The sequence below is a fragment of the Actinomycetota bacterium genome, from assembly GCA_035697485.1.
Taxonomy (GTDB): domain Bacteria; phylum Actinomycetota; class UBA4738; order UBA4738; family HRBIN12; genus JAOUEA01.
Genome location: DASSCU010000060.1, coordinates 22,685 through 43,211 on the forward strand (window position 1 = coordinate 22,685; position 20,527 = coordinate 43,211).

Genomic DNA, 20,527 nt, shown 5'->3' on the forward strand with positions numbered 1-20,527 from the left:
GTCGGGTCCGTGTCGCGACGATGCCTTTCACATCGTGACGCACGACGGTCCGGCACCGGTCGATCTCAGCCTGGACGCGGGACGCCTGCTCGAGGCGTTCCCCGAGGCCTCGTTCGTGCTGGCCGACGGTCGCATCGAGTGGGTGAACGAGCGCTTCGTGCAGCTGCTCGGTCACGATCCCACCGGCGCCGGCGTGGAGGAGACGATCCCCGACTGGCGGGACGGTCTCGACGCCGAGGTCCCGTTCGAGGCGGCGTTGCGGTGCCCGAGCGGCGGCTCGCTCCCGGTCGAGCTCCGGTCGCGATCGCTGGGTGGCGGGCGAGCGATCGTCTCGGTCCGCGACGCCCGTGAGCTGATCGCCGGGCGAGAGGCGCAGGCGGCGCTCGCCGAAGCCGAGTTCCGGTACCGCAGTCTGGTCGAGCAGATCCCTGCGGTGGTCTACGCGGACAACGGCAGCGTCACGGAGTACGTGAACCCGCAGATCGAGGAGATCCTGGGCGTCACACCCGAGGCGTACCGGGCCGACCCCGACATGTGGCTGCGCATGGTGCACCCCGACGACCGTCCACGGGTCGAGATGCAGAGCGAGGCGTTCATCGCCGGCGTGGGCGGCGACCTCGACGACTACCGTATGGTGCGCCCCGACGGTCGGGTCGTCTGGATCCGCGACCGCGCCTACGCGCACCGTGATGCAGACGGCAGGGCGACGTTCGAGCACGGGATCCTGTTCGATGTGACCGAGCTCAAGGAGGCCGAGGCACGCATCGCGCACCTCGCCTACCACGACGGATTGACCGCGCTCGCGAACCGGCAGCTGTTCGAGGAGACGCTCGTCCTCGCCGTGGAACGCGCCAAGCGCGACGACACCGCCGTCGCCGTCGTCTTCTTGGACCTGGACAACTTCAAGCTCGTGAACGACTCCCTCGGCCACCACGCGGGGGACCTGTTGCTGTCCGAGCTCGCCGACCGCCTTCGCACGTGCACGAGGGAGACCGATCTCGTGGCGCGCCAGGGCGGAGACGAGTTCCTGGTACTGCTCGCCGACCTCGACCCCTCAGAAGCCGAGGTCGCCGCGAAGCGGGTGGCCGATCGCGTCGTCGAGGTGCTGATGCAGCCGTTCGGGCTGCAGGGCACCGAGTTCCACGCTCGAGGATCGATCGGCATCAGCCTCTACCCCCGAGATGCCCTCGACGCAGAGACGCTGTTGAAGAACGCCGATATCGCGATGTACCGGGCCAAGCGGATCGAACCCGGCGGCCACGTGTTCTTCGCGAGCGAAGGTGACGACGCGATGGTGCGCCTGTCCTTCGAGCAGCGGCTGCGCCAGGCCGTCGAGGACCAGGACTGGGTGCTGCACTATCAGCCCGTGGTCGATCTCGCCGACCGGCGCGTCATCGGCGCCGAGGCCCTGATCCGCTGGAAGGACTCCCACGGCATCGTGCCGCCAGGTGAGTTCATCCCGGTCGCCGAGGAGCTCGGACTGATCGAGGCGATCGGCGATTGGGTGCTCGACCAGGTCGCGCAGCAGCAGCGCGACTGGCGCGACGGCGGCCTCGAGCTCGAGGTCTCGTTCAACCTGTCGCCGCGACAACTGTGGACCCCGCGACTCGCGGAGCGCCTGCTCACCAGGCTGCGCGACGCGGGCGTCGACCCCTCGACGGTACAGGCCGAGATCACCGAGTCGACCGCGATGGCCGACCCCGATCGGACCCAGCGCACCCTGCGCGACCTGCACTCGTGGGGGCTGCGTCTCGCGCTCGACGACTTCGGCACCGGCTACTCGTCGCTCTCGCGCCTCAAGCACATGCCGGTCGACGTGTTGAAGATCGACCGTGAGTTCATCCGCCACGTCGACCGCGACGTGCGTCTCGCGGGCATGGTGCGGGCGATGATCCAGGTCGCGCAATCGCTCGACATGGTGCCTCTCGCCGAGGGTGTCGAGACCGAGGGCGAGTACATCTTCCTGCGCTCGAACGGATGCCGGCTGGCGCAGGGGTTCTGGTTCGCGCACCCGATGCCGGCCGACCAACTCGAAGCGATGGCCTCCACGACGTTACCGCTCGGGGTCTGACCCGGTCTCGGCCCGCCCGGCTACCAGTGTTCGCGGTGCACGACGTCGTCGAACGCCCGCCGGTTCGGCGACGCGATCGGCGAAAGTGAACGATCGGCCGGCCGCCCGAGGGCGATCAGCCACATGCACTCGCGGTCGTCCGGCAGGGCGAGCACCTCGCGGGCGAGCGGCTGATCCTCGACGGCCGCGTGGCAGCTGCCGATGCCGAGGTCCGCCGCCGCCAGCATGATGCTCATGCTCGCCTGCCCCAGGTCGAACTGGATCGTCTCGCGGTCGTCGGGGTCGGTCGTCGCGGGCGCGATGAGGGCGATCGTCGCTGCGGAACCCGCCACGTGCTCGGCGTAACGCCAGACCCGCGAGAGTCGTACCAGGTCGTCCGGGCCGGTCACGGCGACGAAGTCCCATGCCTGCTGGTTCATCGACGACGGTGAGCGCCGAGCCGCGTCGAGGATGCGATCGAGGTCGTCGGGCTCGATGGGGTCGCCCGTGAACGCACGGACGTTCCGCCGCGAGCGGATCGCGTCCCAGGTCTCCATCTGGCTAGGGTGCCACGATGCGGAAGACCTCGCTCGTCGCCACGCACACGTAGTCGTCGTCGACGCAGAGCGAGACCGCGTAGCGGCCCGGCCGCAGCGGCCATACACCCTCGGACCCCCGCGTGAAGCGAGCCGTCCCGTTCACCTCGCCGTCGATGTACCGCCACTGGCGGAGCGGACAGTCGCTCGCGTCGAAACAGTTGCGGGTGAGGGCGAGCCAGTCATAGCGGTTGCCGGGACCGCCGGTCCACTCGACACGGATCGGATCGCCCTGCTCGTAGCGACGGTCCGTCGTGGCCACGGTCGCCCGCGCGTTCCGTTCGAGGAGCGAGACCTCCGAGGTGGCCACGATGCCACCGTCGAGTAAGGCGACGATATAGTCGCCGGGATCGAGCCCGTCGGTGTCGAGCGATGCGATGCCGTCGTCGGCCGCGTCGTCGATCGCCACGTCGGTGACGACGGGGTCGGTCTCGGGGTCGTCACCGCGCGGCCAGAGGCCGATCGTCCGGCCCGGCGACGCGGGGTGGTGGAACGCCGCCCGCACGGCGTGCCCGAGCCACGTGCGCTCGTCGAGCGGGGCGGCGAACGGGTCGGGCTCCACGAGCGTCACGTCGACCGTCGAGACGACCGCCCGGTGGTCGGTCGGCCAGGGGCGGCTCCGGATATCGGTGAACGGGCCGCCTTCCCCGACGACCTGGCTGCGCACGATGTCGATAGGCCCGGCGGAGTACACGTAGTCGATGCGGTCCCAGGTATCCCAGCGGCCGCAGGCCGGGAAGAACCGCACGCAGTATGTGAAGCCGGGGTCGGCGACGGGGTCGGGGTGCATCGCCCGGTATGTATCGGTGAAGCCGGCGTCCTCCATCGCGACGGTGACGGGCCACTCCACGACGTAGCGCTCTCCCGGCGGATCGAGGGTGGGCGGCTGCCATCCGAGTCCGTCGACGGCTTCCTGGGTCCAGTCCAGATGCGATGGGGTGTTGAGGTCGCCGACGAAGAACGTCGGCACGCCCTCGGCGATCGGGCCCGCCACCGCGTCGAGGTGCGGCTGCGTCCAGTCGAGCTTGCCCTGCTCGCGGGCGAGCACCTCGGCCTCGTCCTCGCCCTGGAGCATCGCGTACATGCCACTCGGCCACCACGGTGTGTGGGTCTGGGCGATCGCCGCGACCGCACCGTCGCCGAACAGCAGGTAGGCCCACGCCCCTTCGGGGATGCGGCCGCCCGGCGACCCGGCGACCCTGCTGCCGTCGGGGTGCACGATCGGGAAGCGGCTCACCAGGTGCATGCGCGGCGACGCGTACCAGCCGAGCAGCCGGGCGATCTTCCTGGTCTTGCCGAACGCCTCCTGCAGCCCGACCACGTCGGCGTCGGCACGCTCGATCGCCTTCACGACCGCATCGATCGTGGAGTAGTACGCCCCGTACTGGATGTTGAACGACATGACCCTGATGCGGATCGGCACCGAAGCGCCGGCGGCGGCGGGCATGGTGGTCGTGAGCGGAGTGAGCGCTGCGGCGCACACGATGACGGCGGTGACGATCGCTGAGCGCTTCATGCGGCGACGCTAGTGAAGTCACTGCGCCGCATGCAACCCACGGTCACCGACCCGTGGTCACGCCGGCGGCGACGCTTGTTCCGCCGGATCGCCCGAGGCTACCCTGCGCAGGTTCCTGCGAGGGGTGCCATGGGTGTGATCGACAGAGTGCGGTTCGCGATCCAGCGATCACGAGGGACGACCGGACGATGCGCGCACGCCGAGATGATCACGGACGTCGAGCCTTCCGGCGATTCGTGCGAGGCCTGCCTCCGGCTCGGGGACGCGTGGGTGCATCTCCGTGCCTGCATGACGTGCGGCCTCGTGGGCTGCTGCGACTCGTCGAAGAACAAGCACGCCGGCACGCACGCCTCGTCGGCCGCTCATCCGATCGCGCGGTCGATCGAGCCCGGTGAGGACTGGCTGTGGTGTTACGTGGACCAATCGATGGTGGAGGCGCCGGGGTGAGCGACGAGCGGCCCAGACCGGTGATCGTCGCCTTCGAGGAGGATGCGGCGGCGCGTGAACAGGTGGAGCTCGAGCTGCGGAAGCGGTACGGGTCCGACTACGAGGTGATCGTCGGCTCGATCGACGAGGCGGGGTCAACGCTGCGGCGTCTCGTCGGCTCGGAGGTCGTGCTGGTGATCGCGGGGGCGCCGGATCATGCACGCGCCCTCGATGTCCTCGCCGAGTCTCGGGCGCGGTTCCAGCTCGCGAAGCGTTGCCTCACGTTGAACTGGGGAGACCGCTCCGCGACGGACGTGCTGCTCCGGGGCGCCGCGATGGGCGACATCGACTACTGGGCGGCACGACCCTGGAGCGCGCGGGACGAGTCGTTCCACCGCGCGATCTCGGAGTTCCTCGCCGATTGGAGCAGGGCGAATCGGCCGCCCTACGAGGTCGTCCGATTGATCGGCACCCACTGGGACCCCGCGACCTCGGCGATGCGTGATCTGCTGACCCGCAACAGCATCCCGTTCGGCTCCTACGAGGCCGGCTCAGCGGATGCGGATGCGATCCTGGCGGGCTCGGGCCTCGACGACGCGCGGTTGCCGGTCGTGGTGCTGCATGACGGTCGGGCGCTGGTGCAGCCGACGGGGGCGGAGGTAGGGGCAGCCTTCGGCCTCGCGACGAGCGCGCCGCGGGGCCTGTTCGACGTCACGATCGTCGGGGCCGGCCCGGCCGGTCTCGCCGCCGCCGTCTATGCGGCGTCGGAGGGGCTGCGGGTCGCGGTGGTCGAACGCCAAGCGATCGGGGGCCAGGCCGGAACGAGCTCGCTGATCCGCAACTACCTGGGCTTCCCGCGGGGGGTCAGCGGGGCAGAGCTCGCCCAACGCGCATACGAGCAGGCCTGGCTCTTCGGCGCAGAGTTCGTCTACGGACTCGACGCGGTCGACCTGGTGATCGACGGGGACCGGAGGGCCGTCGTGCTGGCCGATGGCAGCAAGATCGAGACCCGCACCGTCATCATCGCGAGCGGGGTCTCCTATCGCATGCTCGACGATCCAGAGCTGATGCGGTTTCAGGGGGCAGGCGTCTACTACGGCGCCGCGACGTCCGAGGCTCCGGGACTCGCCGGTGACGACGTCGCCGTCGTCGGGGGCGGGAACTCAGCCGGACAGGCGGCGCTCTATCTCGCGTCGCATGTGCGCCGGGTGACGGTCCTCGTCCGTGGCTCGTCGCTCGCAGAGAGCATGTCGGAGTACCTGATCCAGGAGCTGGACCGGACGTCGAACATCGAGATCCGATACGGAACGGAAGTGATCGGCGGGCGCGGAGATCGCCGTCTCGAGGGGCTCGTGGTTCGCGACGCCGTGTCCGGCGAGCTCAGCACGATGCCGCTGGCAGCCGTCTTCGTCCTGATCGGAGCGGAACCGCGCACCAGCTGGCTTCCCGGCGCCGTGCTCCGGGACCGATGGGGATCGATCCTCACCGGTGCGGATGCCGGCCCGCGCGCGGGGCGCGCCGGTCTCGAGACCAGCGTGCCGGGTGTGTTCGCGGTCGGCGATGTGCGGCACGGGGCGGTCAAGCGGGTCGCGTCGGCCGTCGGGGAAGGGTCGGTGGCCGTGGGATCCGTGCATCAGTACCTCGCGTCGGGCGACGTGGTCGGGCATCGTCCCGCAGGATGACGCCGGGAGCGGTCGGCGCGGGCTACCGTCGACACGTGGACGGACCGACGTTCTGGGAGCGCCTGCGGCGGGTCGACCCGCTGATCTGGGACTCGCTGCTCGCCGCGGCGATCGCGATCGGCTCGGTGATCGGCGCGGTGATCGGCGAGCACGCCTCCACCGACCCGGCGCGCGGGCCCGTGGGTCCCGAGGCGTACGTGTTGCTGGTGGGGGGTTCTGCGGCCCTGGCGGTCCGGCGCCGGTGGCCGATCGCCGTGCTCGTCGTGGTGTCCGGGGCGTCGATCGCGCTCGCATCCGTGAATGGGGCGTTCGACCTGGTATTCCCGGTCGTGCTCGCCACCTACACGGCCGCGGCGCACGTCGACCGCGAGCGATTCATCAGGGTGTCGCTGCCGATCTCGGTCGTCGGCACCGTGTCCGCACTCGTCGTCGCCTACCCCGGCACCAATTGGGTCGAGGTCCTGATCAGCGCGACGTTCGCGGCCGGCCTGCCGATGCTCTTCGGACGGATCGGTTTCAATCGTCGCCGGCGCATCGCTGTGGACCGCGAGCGGGCGGCGCACGACGCGGTCGTCGAGGAACGGGCGCGGATCGCCCGGGAGCTGCACGACGTGGTGGCCCACGCGATGAGCGTGATGGTGGTGCAGGCGGGAGCAGCCCGCCGCGTGCTCGACGACGATCCGGGCGCGGCGAAGGCCGCGATCGGCCGGATCGAGTCCACCGGGCGCGACGGCCTCGCCGAGATGCGCCGACTGATCGGCATCCTGAAGTCCGACGGGGCCGATGCCGATCGGGCGCCGCAGCCAGGGCTCGGGCAACTCGACGCCCTGCTCGAGACCGTCCGTGGCGCCGGCGTGCCGGTGGAGGCCGCGACCGAGGGCGCGCCGCGACAGCTCCCGTCCGGGCTCGACCTGGTCGCGTACCGCATCGTGCAAGAGGCGCTCACGAACGTGATGAAGCACGCCGGACCGGCGAGCGCGAGGGTGCTGCTCCGATGGGGTGATGCGGCGCTCGACCTCGAGGTGGCCGACGACGGCCGAGGCCCGTTCGTCTCGACGGAGAGCGGGCTGGGCCTGCTCGGCATGCGGGAGCGCGTGGCGTTGTACGGCGGCTCGCTCGACACTGGACCCCGTCCCGGCGGCGGGTTCGCGGTGCGTGCGCACCTGCCGTACGAGGAGGGGTCTGACGCATGAGCGACCCGTCCACGATCCGCGTGATGATCGCCGACGATCAGGCGCTGATGCGCGGAGGATTCCGCATGATCCTCGAGGCCGAACCCGATCTGAAGGTGGTGGGCGAGGCGATCGACGGCGCCGACGCCGTTCGCGGCTTCGAGCGTTGGCGTCCCGACGTGATCGTGATGGATGTGCGTATGCCCTCGATGGACGGCATCGAGGCCACGAGCCGCATCACCGCGCTCGACGATGCCGCCAAGGTGCTGATGCTCACGACGTTCGACCTCGACGCGTACGTGTACGACGCCCTCCGAGCGGGGGCGAGTGGCTTCCTGCTGAAGGACCGCCCGCCCGAGGAACTCGTGCATGCCGTCCGCGTGGTGGCGGCGGGCGACGCCCTGCTCGCGCCGACGGTGACCCGCCGCTTGATCGAGGAGTTCGCTCATCGTCCGGCCGCCCCCGTCGCGCCTCAGGGCCTCGGCGAGCTGACCGATCGCGAGCGCGAGGTGCTGGTGTTGATGGGACGCGGGTTGTCGAACGCGGAGATCGCCGCAGAGCTCTTCGTCGCCGAGACCACCGTGAAGACCCACGTGGGCCGCGTGCTGCACAAGCTGCGCCTGCGGGACCGCGCCCAGGCGGTGGTCGTCGCGTACGAGTCCGGTCTCGTGCAGCCCGGCGCCTGAGCCAACGTCATCCCAGGGGAGGACCCCAGGTCGGTACCTGCGGCCGACGCCGCCGGGGCGTGCCTTTCCTAGCGTTGACCTCGTCGGGAACGGTTCCCGCACGAAGGAGGGAACGCGATGTTCACCACCACCACCACCACCACCCAGTCCGGCCGGGCGGGCGCGACCGATGCGACCGAGCCGATCGCATCGCCCGCGATCGTGGCACGTGGCCTCACGAAGCGGTTCGGCGCCGTGACCGCGGTCGAGGACCTCAGCTTCGAGGTCCAGCCGGGGCATGTGACGGGCTTCCTGGGACCGAACGGCGCCGGCAAGAGCACGACGATGCGCATGTTGCTCGGGCTCGTGCACCCCACGGCGGGAACGGTGACCGTGCTGGGTCTGCCGTACGCGAGCCTCGACCGGCCCGCGACGGCGGTCGGCGCGGTGCTCGAGGTCCAGAGCTTCCATCCGCTGCGGACCGGCAGGAACCACCTGCGGGTGCTCGCGGCCGCCTCGGGCGTGCCCGACACGCGCGTCGACGACGTGCTCGAGATCGTCGATCTCACCGCCGCCGCCGGTCGCAAGGCGGGCGGCTATTCACTCGGCATGCGGCAGCGCCTCGCCCTCGCCGCCGCCCTGCTCGGCGACCCGCGGGTGCTCGTGCTCGACGAACCCGCGAACGGTCTCGATCCGCAGGGCATCAGGTGGCTCCGTGAGTTCCTCAGGTGGTTCGCGGGCCGCGGCAACGCGGTGTTCGTCTCGAGCCACCTGCTGTCGGAGATGGCGCAGATGGCCGACGAGGTGATCGTGATCGACCACGGCCGGCTCGTCCGGCAGGGCTCGATCGCCGAGCTCACCGGCGGTCGGTCGTCGCTGCGGGTCGCCTCGCCCGACCACGAAGCGCTCGGCCGCGCGCTGATCGCCGCCGGTCTCGAACCGCGCACCGAAGACGGGGGATACCTCGTCGCCGACGCGCCCGCCGATCTCGTCGGCGAGATCGCGTTGCAGGCGGGGGTGGCGCTCAGCGAGCTCGCCACCCATGAGAGCACCCTCGAGGACGCGTTCCTCGAGCTGACGGAAGGAGCGAAACGATGAGGGACCAGATCAGGGCCGAGGTGCGGAAGCTGCGTACGACCAGAACCGTATGGGGCCTGTTCGCAGGCGCGATGATCCTCGCCGGTATCGCCGCGTGGGCGATGGTGTCGACCGGCGCGTTCGGGAGTTCGGTGGCGCTGACGACGCTGCCCGGCTTCGCGGAGATGATGGCGATCGTTCCGGTGTTCGTCGTGGTACTCGGTATCCGTTCCTACACGGACGAGGCGCGACACGGCGCGATCGTGCCGACGCTGCTCGCGACCCCTCGCCGTCGGCGTGTCGTCGCCGCGAAGGCCGTGGTGCTCGCGGCGGCGGCGGCGCTGTTCGCGGTGGTCGCCACGGTCGTGGTCGGGGGCGTCTCCCTGGCCCTGCTCGCGGCCGACGGAGTCGCGGTGTCGGTGAGCGTGGCGGCGCTGGCGATCTTGCTCGGCAAGGCCGTCGCGCTCTGCGCGCTCTGGGCCGTGATCGGGCTGGGTCTCGGGCTGTTCGTCCAGCACCAGGTCGCGGCCATCGTGGGCGCGATCCTGTGGATGCTGGTCGGGGAGAGCATCGTCGAGATGCTCGCGCCGGGGGTCTCGAAGTTCCTGCCTGCGCACGCGAGCACGTCGGTGCTCGGGATCCTTCCGGCCGACATGTCGGTGGTCGCGCCGGCGGTGGGAGCGGCGCTGCTCGGCGGATGGGCGTTGCTCTCGCTCGGGACGGGGACCCACGCGCTCGCCCGACGCGACATCGCCTGACCGCGACGAGATCGCGCACTCCGCTCGCCCGGCGCTACGCGCCGGGCGAGCGCACGCCCACCTCGTCGAGGTGAGCGAGCAGGTCTGCCGGGTCCTGGTACACGCGGTAGGCGCCCGCCCGTGCCAGCTCGTCCTCGCCGTAGCCCCCGGACAGCAATCCGACCCCCAGCGCGCGTGCCCGCCGAGCCGCCAACAGGTCCCACACGCTGTCGCCCACGACGACGGAGTCCTCGATATCGGCGCCGAGCTGCTCGGCTGCGGCAAGGAAGAGGTCGGGGTCGGGCTTGGCGTGTGCCACTTGATCGCGCGTGACGACGGGCACGCCCTCGGGTACGAGCAGCATCTCGATCATCGGCGCGGCGCTCTCGATGTACCCGCTCGTCGCGATCGACCACGGCACGTCGAGCTCCGTCAGCCGGGCGAGCAGTTCCACGGCGCCCGGCAGCGGCCGCACCTGGTCGAGGTGTTGCGCGAAGGCCTCCGCGTGGTACCGGCGCAGACGATCGGCGTCCTCGGCCGTGACCGGGCGCCCGATCTCGCGCAGCATCGCGTTCGCGAGTAGCCCGCCGCTCATGCCGATCCGGCGATGGATCCGCCAGACCGACAGGCGGATGCCGTCGCGGGCGAGCGCTCCCTGCCACGCGAGCACGTGGTGATAGACGCTGTCCATCAGCGTGCCGTCGAGATCGAACAGGAACGCCGGTCCGGCCACTGGCCCGACACTAGCGGGAAGCCGATGCTCGTGGCGTCGTGTCGAACTGCCGATCGGGTTGCGCGGTTGCGTCACCGGTGCGACCCTGGGGTTCCGGTCGGCCGGGGGGAAGCCCGCCCTCCCATCGAGGGAAGGAGCCGCGATGCAGGAGCACCCCAACGTCACGCTCGTGCGTGACATGTTCGCCGCGATGGAGCGCGGCGACATGCAGTGGATCGACGATCACACGTCCGACGACATCGTGTGGCACACCGGTGGCAACAGCAAGGCCGCGGGCGTGACCCGCGGGAAGGAGGCCGTGCGGGCATCGATGGCGGCCATGGCCGACCCCGGCGCCATGAAGGCCGACGTGCACGACGTGATCGGCAACGACGACCACACCGTCGTGCTCGGCACCGCCGTCGTCACCGCCCCGAGCGGGGCGAGCGCCGAGTACAACTACGTCAACGTCTTCCACATCGCCGACGGCAAGTTCACCGAGGTGTGGGGGCTCGCGGAGAACGACGCGATCACCGACCCGATCTGGGACGAATTCGCCTAGGGGCACGTCATCTCCACCCGACGGACCCGGCCCTCTCGCGCACCCGCACGGGTCCGAGCTGGCCGCGTGCCACGTCGGCACGGCGCCCTTGGAGAGCGACCGCGCTGCCGACCCGATACGGTCCTCCGGCTTCAGGCGACGTTCAGCTGAACGAGAGAAGATGACGGCACGCGAAGGAGCGAGCCGTCATGCGAGTGCTTGTGGTGGAGGACGAAACGACGCTGGCAGAAGGCCTGCGCCGAGGTCTCGAAGCCGAAGGGTTCGCTGCCGACGTCGCCTACGACGGGGTCGATGGCCTGCACATGGCGCGCGAGCGTCCCTACGACGCCATCGTGCTCGACATCATGCTCCCCGGCATGAACGGCTATCGCGTGTGCGCTGCCCTGCGCGAGGCCGGGGTGTGGACCCCCATCCTGATGCTGACCGCGAAGGACGGTGAGTACGACGAGGCCGAAGCCCTCGATACCGGTGCCGACGACTATGTCACGAAGCCCTTCTCCTACGTGGCTCTCGTCGCACGCCTGCGAGCGCTGATCCGCCGGGGCTCGGCGGAACGCCCCTCCGTGCTCGAGGCCGGTGATCTGCGCTTCGATCCGGGCGCCCGACGGGCGTGGCGCGGTGAGACCGAGGTGCGCCTGACCGCGCGGGAGGCGTCGCTGCTCGAGTTCCTGCTGCGGCACGCGGGCGAGGTCGTGTCGAAGTCCGAGATCCTCGAGCATGTCTGGGACGATCGGTTCGAGGGAGATCTCAACATCGTTGAGGTCTACATGCGCCACCTGCGGAACAAGCTCGACCGGCCGTTCGGTCGCGCCTCGATCGAGACGCTCCGTGGCGCGGGGTATCGACTCGTCGCGGACGGCGGCTGACATGACGCGAGGCGGGGTCGGTCGGTTGCGATCCGTGCGCGTGCGCACCACGTTCGGAGCGTGCCTCGTCGTGGGGTGCGCCCTCGTCCTCGCGTCGGTGGCGCTGGTGGTGTTCCTGGGCCGATCGCTCACGGCCGGGGTGCGCGACGCCGCAGACGCGCGCGCCGAGGTCGTCGCGACCGCGATCGGTGCGGGGGCCGAGCCTGGTCTCGTCGTCGGCGGGTCCGACGAGGAGTTCGTGCAGGTGCTCGGGGCCGACGGAGCGGTCGAGGCGGCCAGCGCGAACGTGATGGGCGAGCCGGCCCTCGCCTCGCTCGGTCCGGGGGGAGAGGCAACCATCGATGTCGAGTTCGAGGACGGGCCGTTCCTGGTCGTAGCGACCGGAGTCCCGGGGGCCGTCCCGCCACGCGTCGTGCTCGTCGGTCGGAGTCTCGAGGACGTCGTCGAAGCGACCGACGCCGAGGTGCCCCTGCTCGTGAGCGGCGTTCCGTTGCTGGTGCTCGTCGTCGGAGTCGTCACGTGGAGGATCACCGGAGGGGCGCTGCGACCCGTGGAGGCGATCCGCGCCGAGGTCGAGACGCTCTCGGCGGGTGCCCTCGATCGACGGGTGCCAGAGCCGGACACCGGGGACGAGATCGCGCGGTTGGCCACCACGATGAACCGGATGCTCGCCCGCCTCGAATCGTCGCATCTGCGTCAACGCCGGTTCGTCTCCGACGCCGCGCACGAGCTGCGGTCACCGGTCGCATCGATCCGTCAGCACAGCGAGGTGGCGATCGCCCACCCGCAGGCCACGTCCGTCGGAGACCTCGCCGAGGTCGTGCACCGGGAGAACCTCCGGGTCGAGCATCTCGTCAACGACCTGCTCCTGCTCGCCCGCGTCGACGAAGGCAGGCGAGGCGGAACGGACCAGGTCGATCTCGACGACGTCGTGCTCGCGGAAGTCGAGCGTCTTCGCCGATCCACACCGCTGAGGGTGGACACCAGCAGGGTCTCTGCGGCGAGGGTGCTCGGCGACGCGGGCGAGCTCGAGAGGGTCGTTCGCAACCTCGCCGAGAACGCGGCGAACCACGCCCGGGGCGTGGTGGCACTGTCGGTGGCTGAGGTCGGCGGCCGGGCGGTCGTGACGATCGACGATGACGGTCCTGGCATCGAACCGAGCGAGCGCGAACACGTCTTCGACCGGTTCGTGAGGCTCGACGATGCCCGTTCGCGCGATAGGGGCGGGTCCGGGTTGGGGCTCGCGATCGTGCGTGCGGTCGTCGACGCCCACGGCGGCGAGGTGTCGATCGGAGATGGCCCGCTCGGCGGCGCCCGCGTCGAGGTGTCGCTGCCGATCGGCGGCTCCTGACCGACGCGCCATTCAGCCTGCGGTCAGGAGCCGGCGGGCATCATGCTCCGCGATACCCCCCGAACGAGGAGGAACGTGGATGCGCACGAGAACCAAGGTCCTGGCCACGGCCGCCGCCGCGCTCGTGATCGCGGGAGCTGCTGCGACCGTCAGCGTCGCGACCAGCAGCGACGACCAGCCGCTCGAAGGCGGCGATCTCGAGCGCGCCACGGCGGCGGCACTCGCGCACACCGGTGAAGGGACCGTCGTCGACAGCGAGGTCGGCGACGACGGAGCCGTCTACGAGGCCGAGGTTCGTCTTGACGACGGGAGCGTGGTCGAGGTGCAACTCGATGAGGACTTCAACGTCATCGGGAGCACGGCCGACGACGACTCGGGTGAGGGCTCGGGCGACGACGACTCGGGTTCCGGCGAGGAGTCCTGACCGAACGGAAGACAACCCCTGGAAAGGCCCATCGCCGACCGATGATGGTTGGCCATGCGAGGTGACCGGGTCGAGGTGACGGTAGACGTCGGTGACGGCCGGACGTTCGAGGCACCCCTGTCCGTTCGGCTCGCTTCATGGCCTCGCGGGTCGTGGCCCTGGTCGAGCACCCCGCGGAACGGCCCGGACCGGGCTCTCACCCGAATCGGACGTCGATGTGGGCCGCCTCGGGGAACCACCAGGCCACCAGAGCCCGTGCCTCGTCCGTCAGATCGGTCCGATCCTTGCGTGGCACCCGCGCCCACGGGGCGATCGTCATGTGGGCCCCGTCCCCTGAGCGCTCGATCGTCCACGTGCCGGCGCCCCGGCCGTCGAGCAGGAAGGTGCGCACGCTGCGCATGCCCGCTTCGGCCATGAGCCGACGTCGATCGTCGTCGCTCACGATCCGCGTCCTGTCCGCGTGGCCGAGCAGCACGTTGTCGTACTCGGGGAGGAATCTCGGCGGCGCCGGCGTGTCCGCATCGGGGCGCGGCGCGTGGGGAAGGTCGAAGAGCTCCCGGCCGGCCTCGTTCCGATCGACCCGGAGCTGCGGGCGGAGCCGCTCGAACACCTCCTTCAGCCGGGTGAGGCCGGACCAGGACTGCATGTCCATCACCGTGGCGGGCCCGAACGCGCCCAGGTACCTGCGGACCAGATCGTCGATCGGCGGACGCCCGTCGAGAGGTGCTTCGAGCCACGCTTCCAGGGGTGCCCAGGTGGCCCGGCCGGACTTGCCCCACACCCCGCGAGGCGGAACCTGGACGAGGGGCACGAGGTACTGCACCGCGTAGCCCATCGCGTCGGTGTCGGCGTCAGGCCAGCGTTCCGTGAACCCGGCCACGAGCTCGGCTCTGGTGTGGGGACCATCGTCGAGCATCGCCCGACCGAACGCGATCACCTCGTCGAGGTCGACGTCCCGCAGCCGCCGGCCGAACGGACTACCGGTGCTGAGGGTCCGCTCGAGCACCGGAGCCAGGAGCGGCCGCAGCGTGAGCGCGTCGCGGGCGGTCACGAGGTGGATCGTCGCTCGCATCAGCGCCGCACGCACGACGAGGCGGTCCTCGAGCATGCCCGCGAGCCGCTGCGGATCGAACCCGTCGAGCCGAGACCACAGCCCGACGTAGGGGTCGGGGGGCGACTGCGCTTGGTGGCCGACCAGGTGCTCGACGACGTCCCCGACGGGCATGACTGCTCGCTCCAGCAGCAGCTGGCGCGCGAGCAGGGCGCGGTTCAGTGCCCCCTGGCCGACCGTCGCGGTCACGCGGGCTCCTCGACGACATCGGCGAGCGCCGGCTCGGAGCGAGTGGGGACCGCGCACATCGGCAGCAGGTCGGCGCGGTGTGCGGTGCGTGCTTCACTCGATCTCGGGAACACGTGAACTCCGATCGTGCCCGGGCATGGATACCACGACTCCGCGCTCATGCATGCTTCTCCGCGTCGGAGGTTGACGGAACAACCAGCCGCGTGCTGGGGTTCCACGCAGCACGATGGAGATCGGTCTCTACACCTTCGCCGAGCTGTACCCCGACCCGGTGTCCGGGGCGACGATCAGCCCCGCGTTGCGCATGAAGCACCTCATGGAAGAGGTCGAGCTCGCCGACCAGCTCGGCCTCGACGTCTTCGGCATCGGCGAGCACCATCGCCCCGACCTGATCGTCTCCTCGCCCGCGGTCGTGCTGGCGGCGGCGGCCGTCCGCACCGAGCGCATCCGGCTGACGAGCGCCGTCACGGTCGTGAGCTCCGACGACCCCGTGCGCGTCTTCCAGGACTTCGCCACCGTCGACCTGCTCTCGGGCGGGCGTGCCGAGATCATGGCCGGGCGCGGCTCCTTCACCGAGTCGTTCCCGCTCTTCGGCTTCGATCTCGGGGACTACGACGAGCTCTTCGACGAGAAGCTGAGGATGCTGATCGCGCTCCGAGAAGGCGAGCGCATCAGCTGGCGCGGGAAGCACCGCCCGCCGCTCGATGGCAGCGTCGGCGTGTATCCGCGCCCTGTGCAGGTCCCGCTGCCGATCTGGGTCGCGGTCGGGGGTGCGCCGGAGTCGGCGTTCCGCGCCGGCACGCTTGGCTTGCCGATGGCCCTCGCGATCATCGGCGGGCGGCCCGAGCGGTTCGCCCCGTTCGCGGAGCTGTTCCGTGACGCGGCACATCAAGCAGGGCACGATCCGATCCCGGCCCTGAGCATCAACGCGCACGGCTACGTCGCGGACACGTCGCAGCAGGCGATCGACGAGTCGTTCCCCCACGTGGCGCAGATGATGAACACGATCGGACGTGAGCGCGGGTGGCGACCCCTCACGCGCGAGCAGTACGAGGGCGAGGCGACGCTCCACGGCGCCAACTTCGTGGGCTCGCCGCAACAGGTGGTCGAGAAGATCTTGTTCCAGTACGAGATCTTCGAGCACGACCGGTTCCTGGTGCAGTTCAGCATGGGGACGCTGCCGCACGACCGGCTGATGCGCTCGATCGAGCTGTTCGGCACCGAGGTCGCGCCCGCCGTGCGCGCGGAGCTCGCCCGGCGGAAGGTCTCCGCTTCGACGAGCTGACCGACGGGACCCCGGACCGACGCCGGCCGGCGACCCCCGCCCTAGGCCGCCGGCGGGATGTTCTGGTTGTGCCGGAACAGGTTCGTGGGGTCGTAGCGCGCCTTGATCGAGCGGAGGCGATCCCATGTCGCCCCGGGGTAGGCCTGGCGCACGCGCTCCGGGCCCTCGTCGACCAGGAAGTTGACGTACGCGCGGAGGTCGTCGCCGGCCAGGGCGGACGCGAACCCCCGGACCCACGCCTGATGCACGGCCTCGTCCTCCGCCTGCTCGTACAGCGCCGCCGTGTTGACCATGATCGCCCGATCGCGGTGGGCGTACGCGGTCGAGTCGTTCGCCACCGCCGACACGGCGCCGCCCAGCACGCGGATCTGCGCCACACGCATCATCGCGGTCGACGCCTCGAGGTGCTCGACGATCGTCCCTGCCTCGGCGAGGCCGAGGGAGTCGACGAAGAGCGACCGGACGACGCCGATCGGGTGGTAGCCCTCCTCTTCGGGCATGTACATCTCGGGATAGCTCATCGGGCGCACCATGTCGGCGATCGGAGGCGCGATCGAGCGGAACGGCGCGATCGCCCGTTCCCCGGCCTCGAGGTCGCCGACGCAGGTGAGCATCGCGAAGATCACGAGTGAGCCGTGGAACTCCTCGGGTAGGAACGGCATCGGTGGTGCCGGCATCACGTTCGCGATCGTCGTCAGCTCGTCGGGCGCGGCCTGCGCTTCGGCGACGAACGCCGTGATCGTCTCGGGTGTGGCGGGCAGGAAGAGGAGTCCGCCCATGAGCGTGCCGACGTCGTGCAGCCGGAGGAGCAGGCGGGTCACGACGCCGAAGTTGCCGCCGCCGCCGCGGATCGCCCAGAAGAGGTCGGGGTGCTGCTCGTCGTCGACGTGCCGCACCTCGCCGTCGGCGGTGACCACCTCGGCGGCGATCAGCGAATCGATCGTGAGGCCGTACGGACGGGCGAGGAACCCGACGCCGCCGCCGAGCGTGATGCCGCCGATGCCGACCGAGCCGGAATCGCCGAACGCCGTCGCGAGTCCGTGCTCGGCCGCCGCCAACGTGTACTCGCCCGCGGTCAGACCTGCGTGCGCCCACGCGACGCGCTCGCCGGCGTCGATCTCCAGCGAGCGCAGGTCGGCCAGGTCGATCGTGAGCGCGTCGTCGATCACGCTGTGGCCGGCGCCGCTGTGTCCGCCGCCCCGAACGCTGAGCGGCGTCTCGGTCTCGCGAGCGAACGTCACTGCCCGCGCGACGTCGGCTGCGTCGGCCACACGGGCGACGGCCGCCGGCCGCCGGTCCATGCCGCCGTAGAACAGCTCGCGGGCGTGGTCGTAGCCGTCGTCGCCGGGCATGATCAGCCCGCCGCGGAGTGCGTCGCCGAGCGCTCGGAATCGTGTGGTGGTCGTCGTCATCGTCAGGCTCCGTCGTGTCGTGATTTCAGCAGGTCCTGCTGACGCTCGAAGAAGAGCAGCCACCCGGCGAGCGCCCGCGCGTACTGGGCGGCGGGCATGTTCCCGCCGAGCTGGGTGAACGTCATCTGCGTGCGCCCGCCACCCAGATCCTCGAGGTCGACCGTGAGCTCGTCGAACACCTGATCCGGGACGGGTTCCTGGTCGGTCAGCGTGAGCACGAGGTGCGAGGGCTCGTCGACCTCGCGGTAGTGGCCCCAGAACACGAGTTCGGCGCCGGTGCCGACGAGCATGACGACGCGCCAAGCGCCGCCGGGCCGCACGTCCAGCGTCGCCGCGTCCGCGGGAACGTTCGAGCCGTGCTCACCGAACCACTGCGCGAACGCCTCCGGCTCGGTCCATGCCCTGAAGACCTCCTCCCGCGAAGCGTCGAAGATGCGGACGATCGTGAGTCCCTGATCGTCGCTCTCGGCGGTCAGCACGTTCTCCGGATGTTCGTCGCTCACGTCGGTGCTCCCTTCCGTTGCTCGGCGAGGTAGGCGTCGAGCCGATCCAGCCGGCGCTCCCACTGCTGTCGGCAGCGCTCGATCCACGCGCTCGCGTCTTCCATGTACCCAGGATCGACCCGGCACTCACGGATGCGTCCGCGTTTCTCGGTCGACACGAGATGGGCCTCCTCGAGGATGCGGACGTGCTTCATCACGCCGGGCAGCGAGATGCCGTAGGGCCGCGCCAATTCGGTGATCGAGGCCGGCCCGGTCGTCAGTCGCTCGAGGATGTCGCGGCGCGTCGGATCCGACAGGGCGGAGAACGTTCGGTCGAGCACCTGAGACTGAACCATACGGTTAAGTATGGTCGGGATCGAAGCGTACGTCAACGCGCGCTCAGCGCGCACGGCCCTCGCGCAGCGTCCCCATCGACTTGTCGATGCGACGCTGCCGTGTTTCGGCGGACTTTGCCCCATCGATCGACAGCACGTGCCAGCGCTGCTGGCTGTACGAGAGCCCCTCGAAGAACCGCTTCGCGTCGGGATCGGCGGCGAGCGCCTCCGCGAAGTCGGTGGGGACCTCGACCGTCCGTGGCTCGGTGTCGAGCTCGACGTCGACATCGACCTCGTCGCCCGCCGCGACGCCAGCGGCTTCGCGGTTCTCCCCGCTGAGGGGAAGCATGAAGACGTCACCGTAGGCCGCCACCGTGCTCCGGTACGTGTGGCCGCCGACGGTGACGCGGACCCGGGGGCGTTTGCCCTTCCCGAGCCGGCCGACGACGCCGGCCGGAACGGGGATGCCCGTGGCGGTCTTCCCTTCGAGTCGGATCGTCGCTCGGAACCTCATCGGACGAGCCTCCTGACGGTGACGGGTGCGTTCCCGGCATCATCGAGCATGCGGCGCCGGCTCGGCATCGGTCCCGGCATGCATCGATCACACGCGTGAGACGATTCGGGCCGTGAGCGAGCGGCATCCGCGCATCCACTCCGTCTCGGAAGAGGCCAGGGTCACGCCGATCGAGCTGTTCTTCGACCTGGTCTTCGTCTTCTCCCTCACGCAGGTCACCGCGCTGATGGCCGACGACCTGTCGGTACGGGGGGTCGTGCGCGGGATGCTCGTGCTCGGGCTGCTCTGGTGGTGCTGGGTGGGCTACGCCTGGCTCGGCAACGTGGTCCAGGCCGACGAGGGTCTCGGGCGGGTGACGATGTTCGGAGCGATGGCGGCGATGTTCGTCATGGCCCTGACCGTGCCCGAATCGTTCGACGATCTGCCCGGGGGACTCACCGGCCCGGTCGTGTTCGCCTTCGCCTACCTCGCTGTCCGGCTGCTGCACCTCGCGATCTTCTGGCTCGCCGCGGGGGAGAACCAGGACTACGAGCTCCGCGGACAACTCCTCCGCTTCGCCCCCTCGGTGCTGGGGAGCACGGCGCTCCTGCTCGTCGCCTCGCAGCTCGACGGCCGAGCACAGACGCTCACGTGGGTGGCGGTGCTGGTCGTCGACTTCGGCGGCACGATCCTCGCCGGCGCCTCGGGGTGGCGCCTGAACTCGGCCGGCCACTTCGCCGAACGGCACGGGCTGATCGTGATCGTCGCCCTGGGCGAATCGATCGTCGCGATCGGGGTGGGGGTCGCGAAGCTGCCGATCTCGTGGCCGATCATCGTCGCCTCGGTGCTGGGACTCACGGTCGCCGGGTGTCTGTGGTGGGCCTACTTCGACGTGGTCTCGATCGTGGCCGAGCGCGCACTGCGGCGGGCGCAGGGCGAGGAACGAGCCCGCCTCGCGCGCGACGCATACAGCTACCTGCACCTGCCGATGATCGCCGGCATCATCCTCGGGTCGCTGGGGCTGAAGAAGGTCCTGGAGTACGTGGCCGACACGAGCCACCACGAGCTCTCCGACCCGCTGGCCACGTTGCCGCTCGGGGCGTTGTACGGAGGCACCGCGGTCTACCTGCTCGCGCACGTCGCGTTCCGGTTCCGCATCTGGCATCACGTCTCATGGCAACGTGTGACGGCGGCCGCGGTGGTGCTCGGGTCGATCCCATTCGCCGCGGTGATGCCGGCGCTCGGCGCCCTGGGCCTGCTCACGGTCGTGCTGGCCGGGCTGATCGCGTACGAAGCGATCACGCGTTCGGAATTCCGCGAGCGGGTCCGCCACGAGGACGACGCGACCGGATCCCCTCCCACGCCCCAGCGTTAGCCCCCGGTC

Annotated in this window: 21 protein-coding genes; 13 read left to right on the forward strand and 8 right to left on the reverse strand. The window is 70.5% G+C overall.

All coding sequences use genetic code 11. The features are described from left to right. The first annotated feature begins 34 nt into the window (after positions 1–34). Complete coding sequence (locus VFI59_15230) at positions 35–2,071, forward strand: EAL domain-containing protein (protein ID HET6715044.1); 2,037 nt, start codon at positions 35–37, stop codon at positions 2,069–2,071. A 20-nt stretch (positions 2,072–2,091) separates the two neighbouring features. Here VFI59_15230 and VFI59_15235 read toward each other — a convergent pair whose 3' ends face one another. Continuing rightward, positions 2,092–2,607: a nitroreductase family protein gene (locus VFI59_15235; GenBank protein ID HET6715045.1), complete on the reverse strand. Its 516-nt coding sequence runs from the start codon at positions 2,605–2,607 to the stop codon at positions 2,092–2,094. A gap of 4 nt (positions 2,608–2,611) precedes the next feature. Then, positions 2,612–4,162 carry an endonuclease/exonuclease/phosphatase family protein gene (locus VFI59_15240; protein ID HET6715046.1) on the reverse strand — a complete coding sequence of 517 codons (1,551 nt, stop codon included), beginning with the start codon at positions 4,160–4,162 and terminating at the stop codon, positions 2,612–2,614. A 204-nt stretch (positions 4,163–4,366) separates the two neighbouring features. Between VFI59_15240 and VFI59_15245 the strand changes: the two genes are divergently transcribed. The 6 genes from VFI59_15245 to VFI59_15270 all read left to right on the forward strand — a co-directional run bounded on the left by VFI59_15245 (position 4,367) and on the right by VFI59_15270 (position 9,942). Next, entirely contained in the window at positions 4,367–4,609 is a 243-nt protein-coding gene (locus VFI59_15245; GenBank protein HET6715047.1) for a UBP-type zinc finger domain-containing protein, read from the forward strand. Next, positions 4,606–6,270 (forward strand): FAD-dependent oxidoreductase, encoded by a 1,665-nt coding sequence (locus VFI59_15250; protein ID HET6715048.1) that lies wholly within the window; start codon positions 4,606–4,608, stop codon positions 6,268–6,270. The genes VFI59_15245 and VFI59_15250 overlap by 4 nt, the downstream gene beginning before the upstream one ends. A 35-nt stretch (positions 6,271–6,305) precedes the next feature. After that, a complete protein-coding gene (locus VFI59_15255; protein ID HET6715049.1) occupies positions 6,306–7,463 on the forward strand; it encodes a sensor histidine kinase in 1,158 nt (385 codons plus the stop codon). Next, positions 7,460–8,128: a response regulator transcription factor gene (locus tag VFI59_15260; protein HET6715050.1), complete on the forward strand. Its 669-nt coding sequence runs from the start codon at positions 7,460–7,462 to the stop codon at positions 8,126–8,128. Before VFI59_15255 ends, VFI59_15260 begins: the two co-directional genes overlap by 4 nt. A 117-nt stretch (positions 8,129–8,245) precedes the next feature. Further along, positions 8,246–9,205 (forward strand): ATP-binding cassette domain-containing protein, encoded by a 960-nt coding sequence (locus VFI59_15265; protein HET6715051.1) that lies wholly within the window; start codon positions 8,246–8,248, stop codon positions 9,203–9,205. After that, positions 9,202–9,942 (forward strand): ABC transporter permease, encoded by a 741-nt coding sequence (locus VFI59_15270; protein HET6715052.1) that lies wholly within the window; start codon positions 9,202–9,204, stop codon positions 9,940–9,942. The genes VFI59_15265 and VFI59_15270 overlap by 4 nt, the downstream gene beginning before the upstream one ends. 34 nt (positions 9,943–9,976) lie before the next feature. Here the strand turns inward: VFI59_15270 and VFI59_15275 are convergent, their stop codons facing one another. Next, positions 9,977–10,654 (reverse strand): HAD family hydrolase, encoded by a 678-nt coding sequence (locus VFI59_15275; GenBank protein HET6715053.1) that lies wholly within the window; start codon positions 10,652–10,654, stop codon positions 9,977–9,979. A gap of 142 nt (positions 10,655–10,796) precedes the next feature. Here VFI59_15275 and VFI59_15280 point away from each other — a divergent pair, with 142 nt between their 5' ends. From VFI59_15280 to VFI59_15295, 4 genes are all read left to right on the forward strand, one after another. After that, positions 10,797–11,195, forward strand: coding sequence for a nuclear transport factor 2 family protein (locus VFI59_15280; GenBank protein ID HET6715054.1), 399 nt, complete (start codon positions 10,797–10,799; stop codon positions 11,193–11,195). 188 nt (positions 11,196–11,383) lie between these two features. Then, positions 11,384–12,061 carry a response regulator transcription factor gene (locus VFI59_15285; protein HET6715055.1) on the forward strand — a complete coding sequence of 226 codons (678 nt, stop codon included), beginning with the start codon at positions 11,384–11,386 and terminating at the stop codon, positions 12,059–12,061. Positions 12,062–12,101: 40 nt separating this feature from the next. Next, positions 12,102–13,412 carry a HAMP domain-containing sensor histidine kinase gene (locus VFI59_15290; protein HET6715056.1) on the forward strand — a complete coding sequence of 437 codons (1,311 nt, stop codon included), beginning with the start codon at positions 12,102–12,104 and terminating at the stop codon, positions 13,410–13,412. Positions 13,413–13,491: 79 nt separating this feature from the next. Next, positions 13,492–13,836 (forward strand): hypothetical protein, encoded by a 345-nt coding sequence (locus VFI59_15295; GenBank protein ID HET6715057.1) that lies wholly within the window; start codon positions 13,492–13,494, stop codon positions 13,834–13,836. Positions 13,837–14,032: 196 nt separating this feature from the next. On the opposite strand, the gene VFI59_15300 is transcribed toward VFI59_15295, so the two are convergent. Next, positions 14,033–15,136, reverse strand: coding sequence for a winged helix DNA-binding domain-containing protein (locus VFI59_15300; protein ID HET6715058.1), 1,104 nt, complete (start codon positions 15,134–15,136; stop codon positions 14,033–14,035). Positions 15,137–15,362: 226 nt separating this feature from the next. Between VFI59_15300 and VFI59_15305 the strand changes: the two genes are divergently transcribed. Continuing rightward, the gene (locus tag VFI59_15305; GenBank protein HET6715059.1) at positions 15,363–16,421 is read left to right on the forward strand and encodes an LLM class flavin-dependent oxidoreductase; all 1,059 of its coding nucleotides are present in this window, start codon (positions 15,363–15,365) and stop codon (positions 16,419–16,421) included. A 41-nt stretch (positions 16,422–16,462) separates the two neighbouring features. On the opposite strand, the gene VFI59_15310 is transcribed toward VFI59_15305, so the two are convergent. From VFI59_15310 to VFI59_15325, 4 genes are read right to left on the reverse strand one after another with little or no spacing between them, the layout of a single operon-like run. Next, the gene (locus tag VFI59_15310; GenBank protein ID HET6715060.1) at positions 16,463–17,833 is read right to left on the reverse strand and encodes an FAD-binding protein; all 1,371 of its coding nucleotides are present in this window, start codon (positions 17,831–17,833) and stop codon (positions 16,463–16,465) included. A gap of 2 nt (positions 17,834–17,835) precedes the next feature. Then, complete coding sequence (locus VFI59_15315) at positions 17,836–18,336, reverse strand: SRPBCC domain-containing protein (protein ID HET6715061.1); 501 nt, start codon at positions 18,334–18,336, stop codon at positions 17,836–17,838. Further along, positions 18,333–18,671, reverse strand: coding sequence for a metalloregulator ArsR/SmtB family transcription factor (locus tag VFI59_15320; GenBank protein HET6715062.1), 339 nt, complete (start codon positions 18,669–18,671; stop codon positions 18,333–18,335). The genes VFI59_15315 and VFI59_15320 overlap by 4 nt, the downstream gene beginning before the upstream one ends. A 43-nt stretch (positions 18,672–18,714) precedes the next feature. Continuing rightward, the gene (locus tag VFI59_15325) at positions 18,715–19,164 is read right to left on the reverse strand and encodes a YdeI/OmpD-associated family protein (protein ID HET6715063.1); all 450 of its coding nucleotides are present in this window, start codon (positions 19,162–19,164) and stop codon (positions 18,715–18,717) included. 112 nt (positions 19,165–19,276) lie between these two features. On the opposite strand from VFI59_15325, the gene VFI59_15330 reads away from it, so the two are divergent. Beyond that, entirely contained in the window at positions 19,277–20,518 is a 1,242-nt protein-coding gene (locus tag VFI59_15330) for a low temperature requirement protein A (protein ID HET6715064.1), read from the forward strand. The last annotated feature ends 9 nt before the right edge of the window (positions 20,519–20,527 follow it).

Bases quoted from the DNA above. Each gene is read 5' to 3' on its own strand.
- VFI59_15305 (HET6715059.1), top strand. From the start codon at position 15,363: ATGGAGATCGGTCTCTACACCTTCGCCGAGCTGTACCCCGACCCGGTG.
- VFI59_15260 (HET6715050.1), top strand. From the start codon at position 7,460: ATGAGCGACCCGTCCACGATCCGCGTGATGATCGCCGACGATCAGGCG.
- VFI59_15280 (HET6715054.1), top strand. From the start codon at position 10,797: ATGCAGGAGCACCCCAACGTCACGCTCGTGCGTGACATGTTCGCCGCG.
- VFI59_15310 (HET6715060.1), bottom strand. From the start codon at position 17,833: ATGACGACGACCACCACACGATTCCGAGCGCTCGGCGACGCACTCCGC.
- VFI59_15285 (HET6715055.1), top strand. From the start codon at position 11,384: ATGCGAGTGCTTGTGGTGGAGGACGAAACGACGCTGGCAGAAGGCCTG.
- VFI59_15240 (HET6715046.1), bottom strand. From the start codon at position 4,162: ATGAAGCGCTCAGCGATCGTCACCGCCGTCATCGTGTGCGCCGCAGCG.
- VFI59_15265 (HET6715051.1), top strand. From the start codon at position 8,246: ATGTTCACCACCACCACCACCACCACCCAGTCCGGCCGGGCGGGCGCG.
- VFI59_15270 (HET6715052.1), top strand. From the start codon at position 9,202: ATGAGGGACCAGATCAGGGCCGAGGTGCGGAAGCTGCGTACGACCAGA.
- VFI59_15320 (HET6715062.1), bottom strand. From the start codon at position 18,671: ATGGTTCAGTCTCAGGTGCTCGACCGAACGTTCTCCGCCCTGTCGGAT.
- VFI59_15235 (HET6715045.1), bottom strand. From the start codon at position 2,607: ATGGAGACCTGGGACGCGATCCGCTCGCGGCGGAACGTCCGTGCGTTC.
- VFI59_15245 (HET6715047.1), top strand. From the start codon at position 4,367: ATGATCACGGACGTCGAGCCTTCCGGCGATTCGTGCGAGGCCTGCCTC.
- VFI59_15325 (HET6715063.1), bottom strand. From the start codon at position 19,164: ATGAGGTTCCGAGCGACGATCCGACTCGAAGGGAAGACCGCCACGGGC.
- VFI59_15295 (HET6715057.1), top strand. From the start codon at position 13,492: ATGCGCACGAGAACCAAGGTCCTGGCCACGGCCGCCGCCGCGCTCGTG.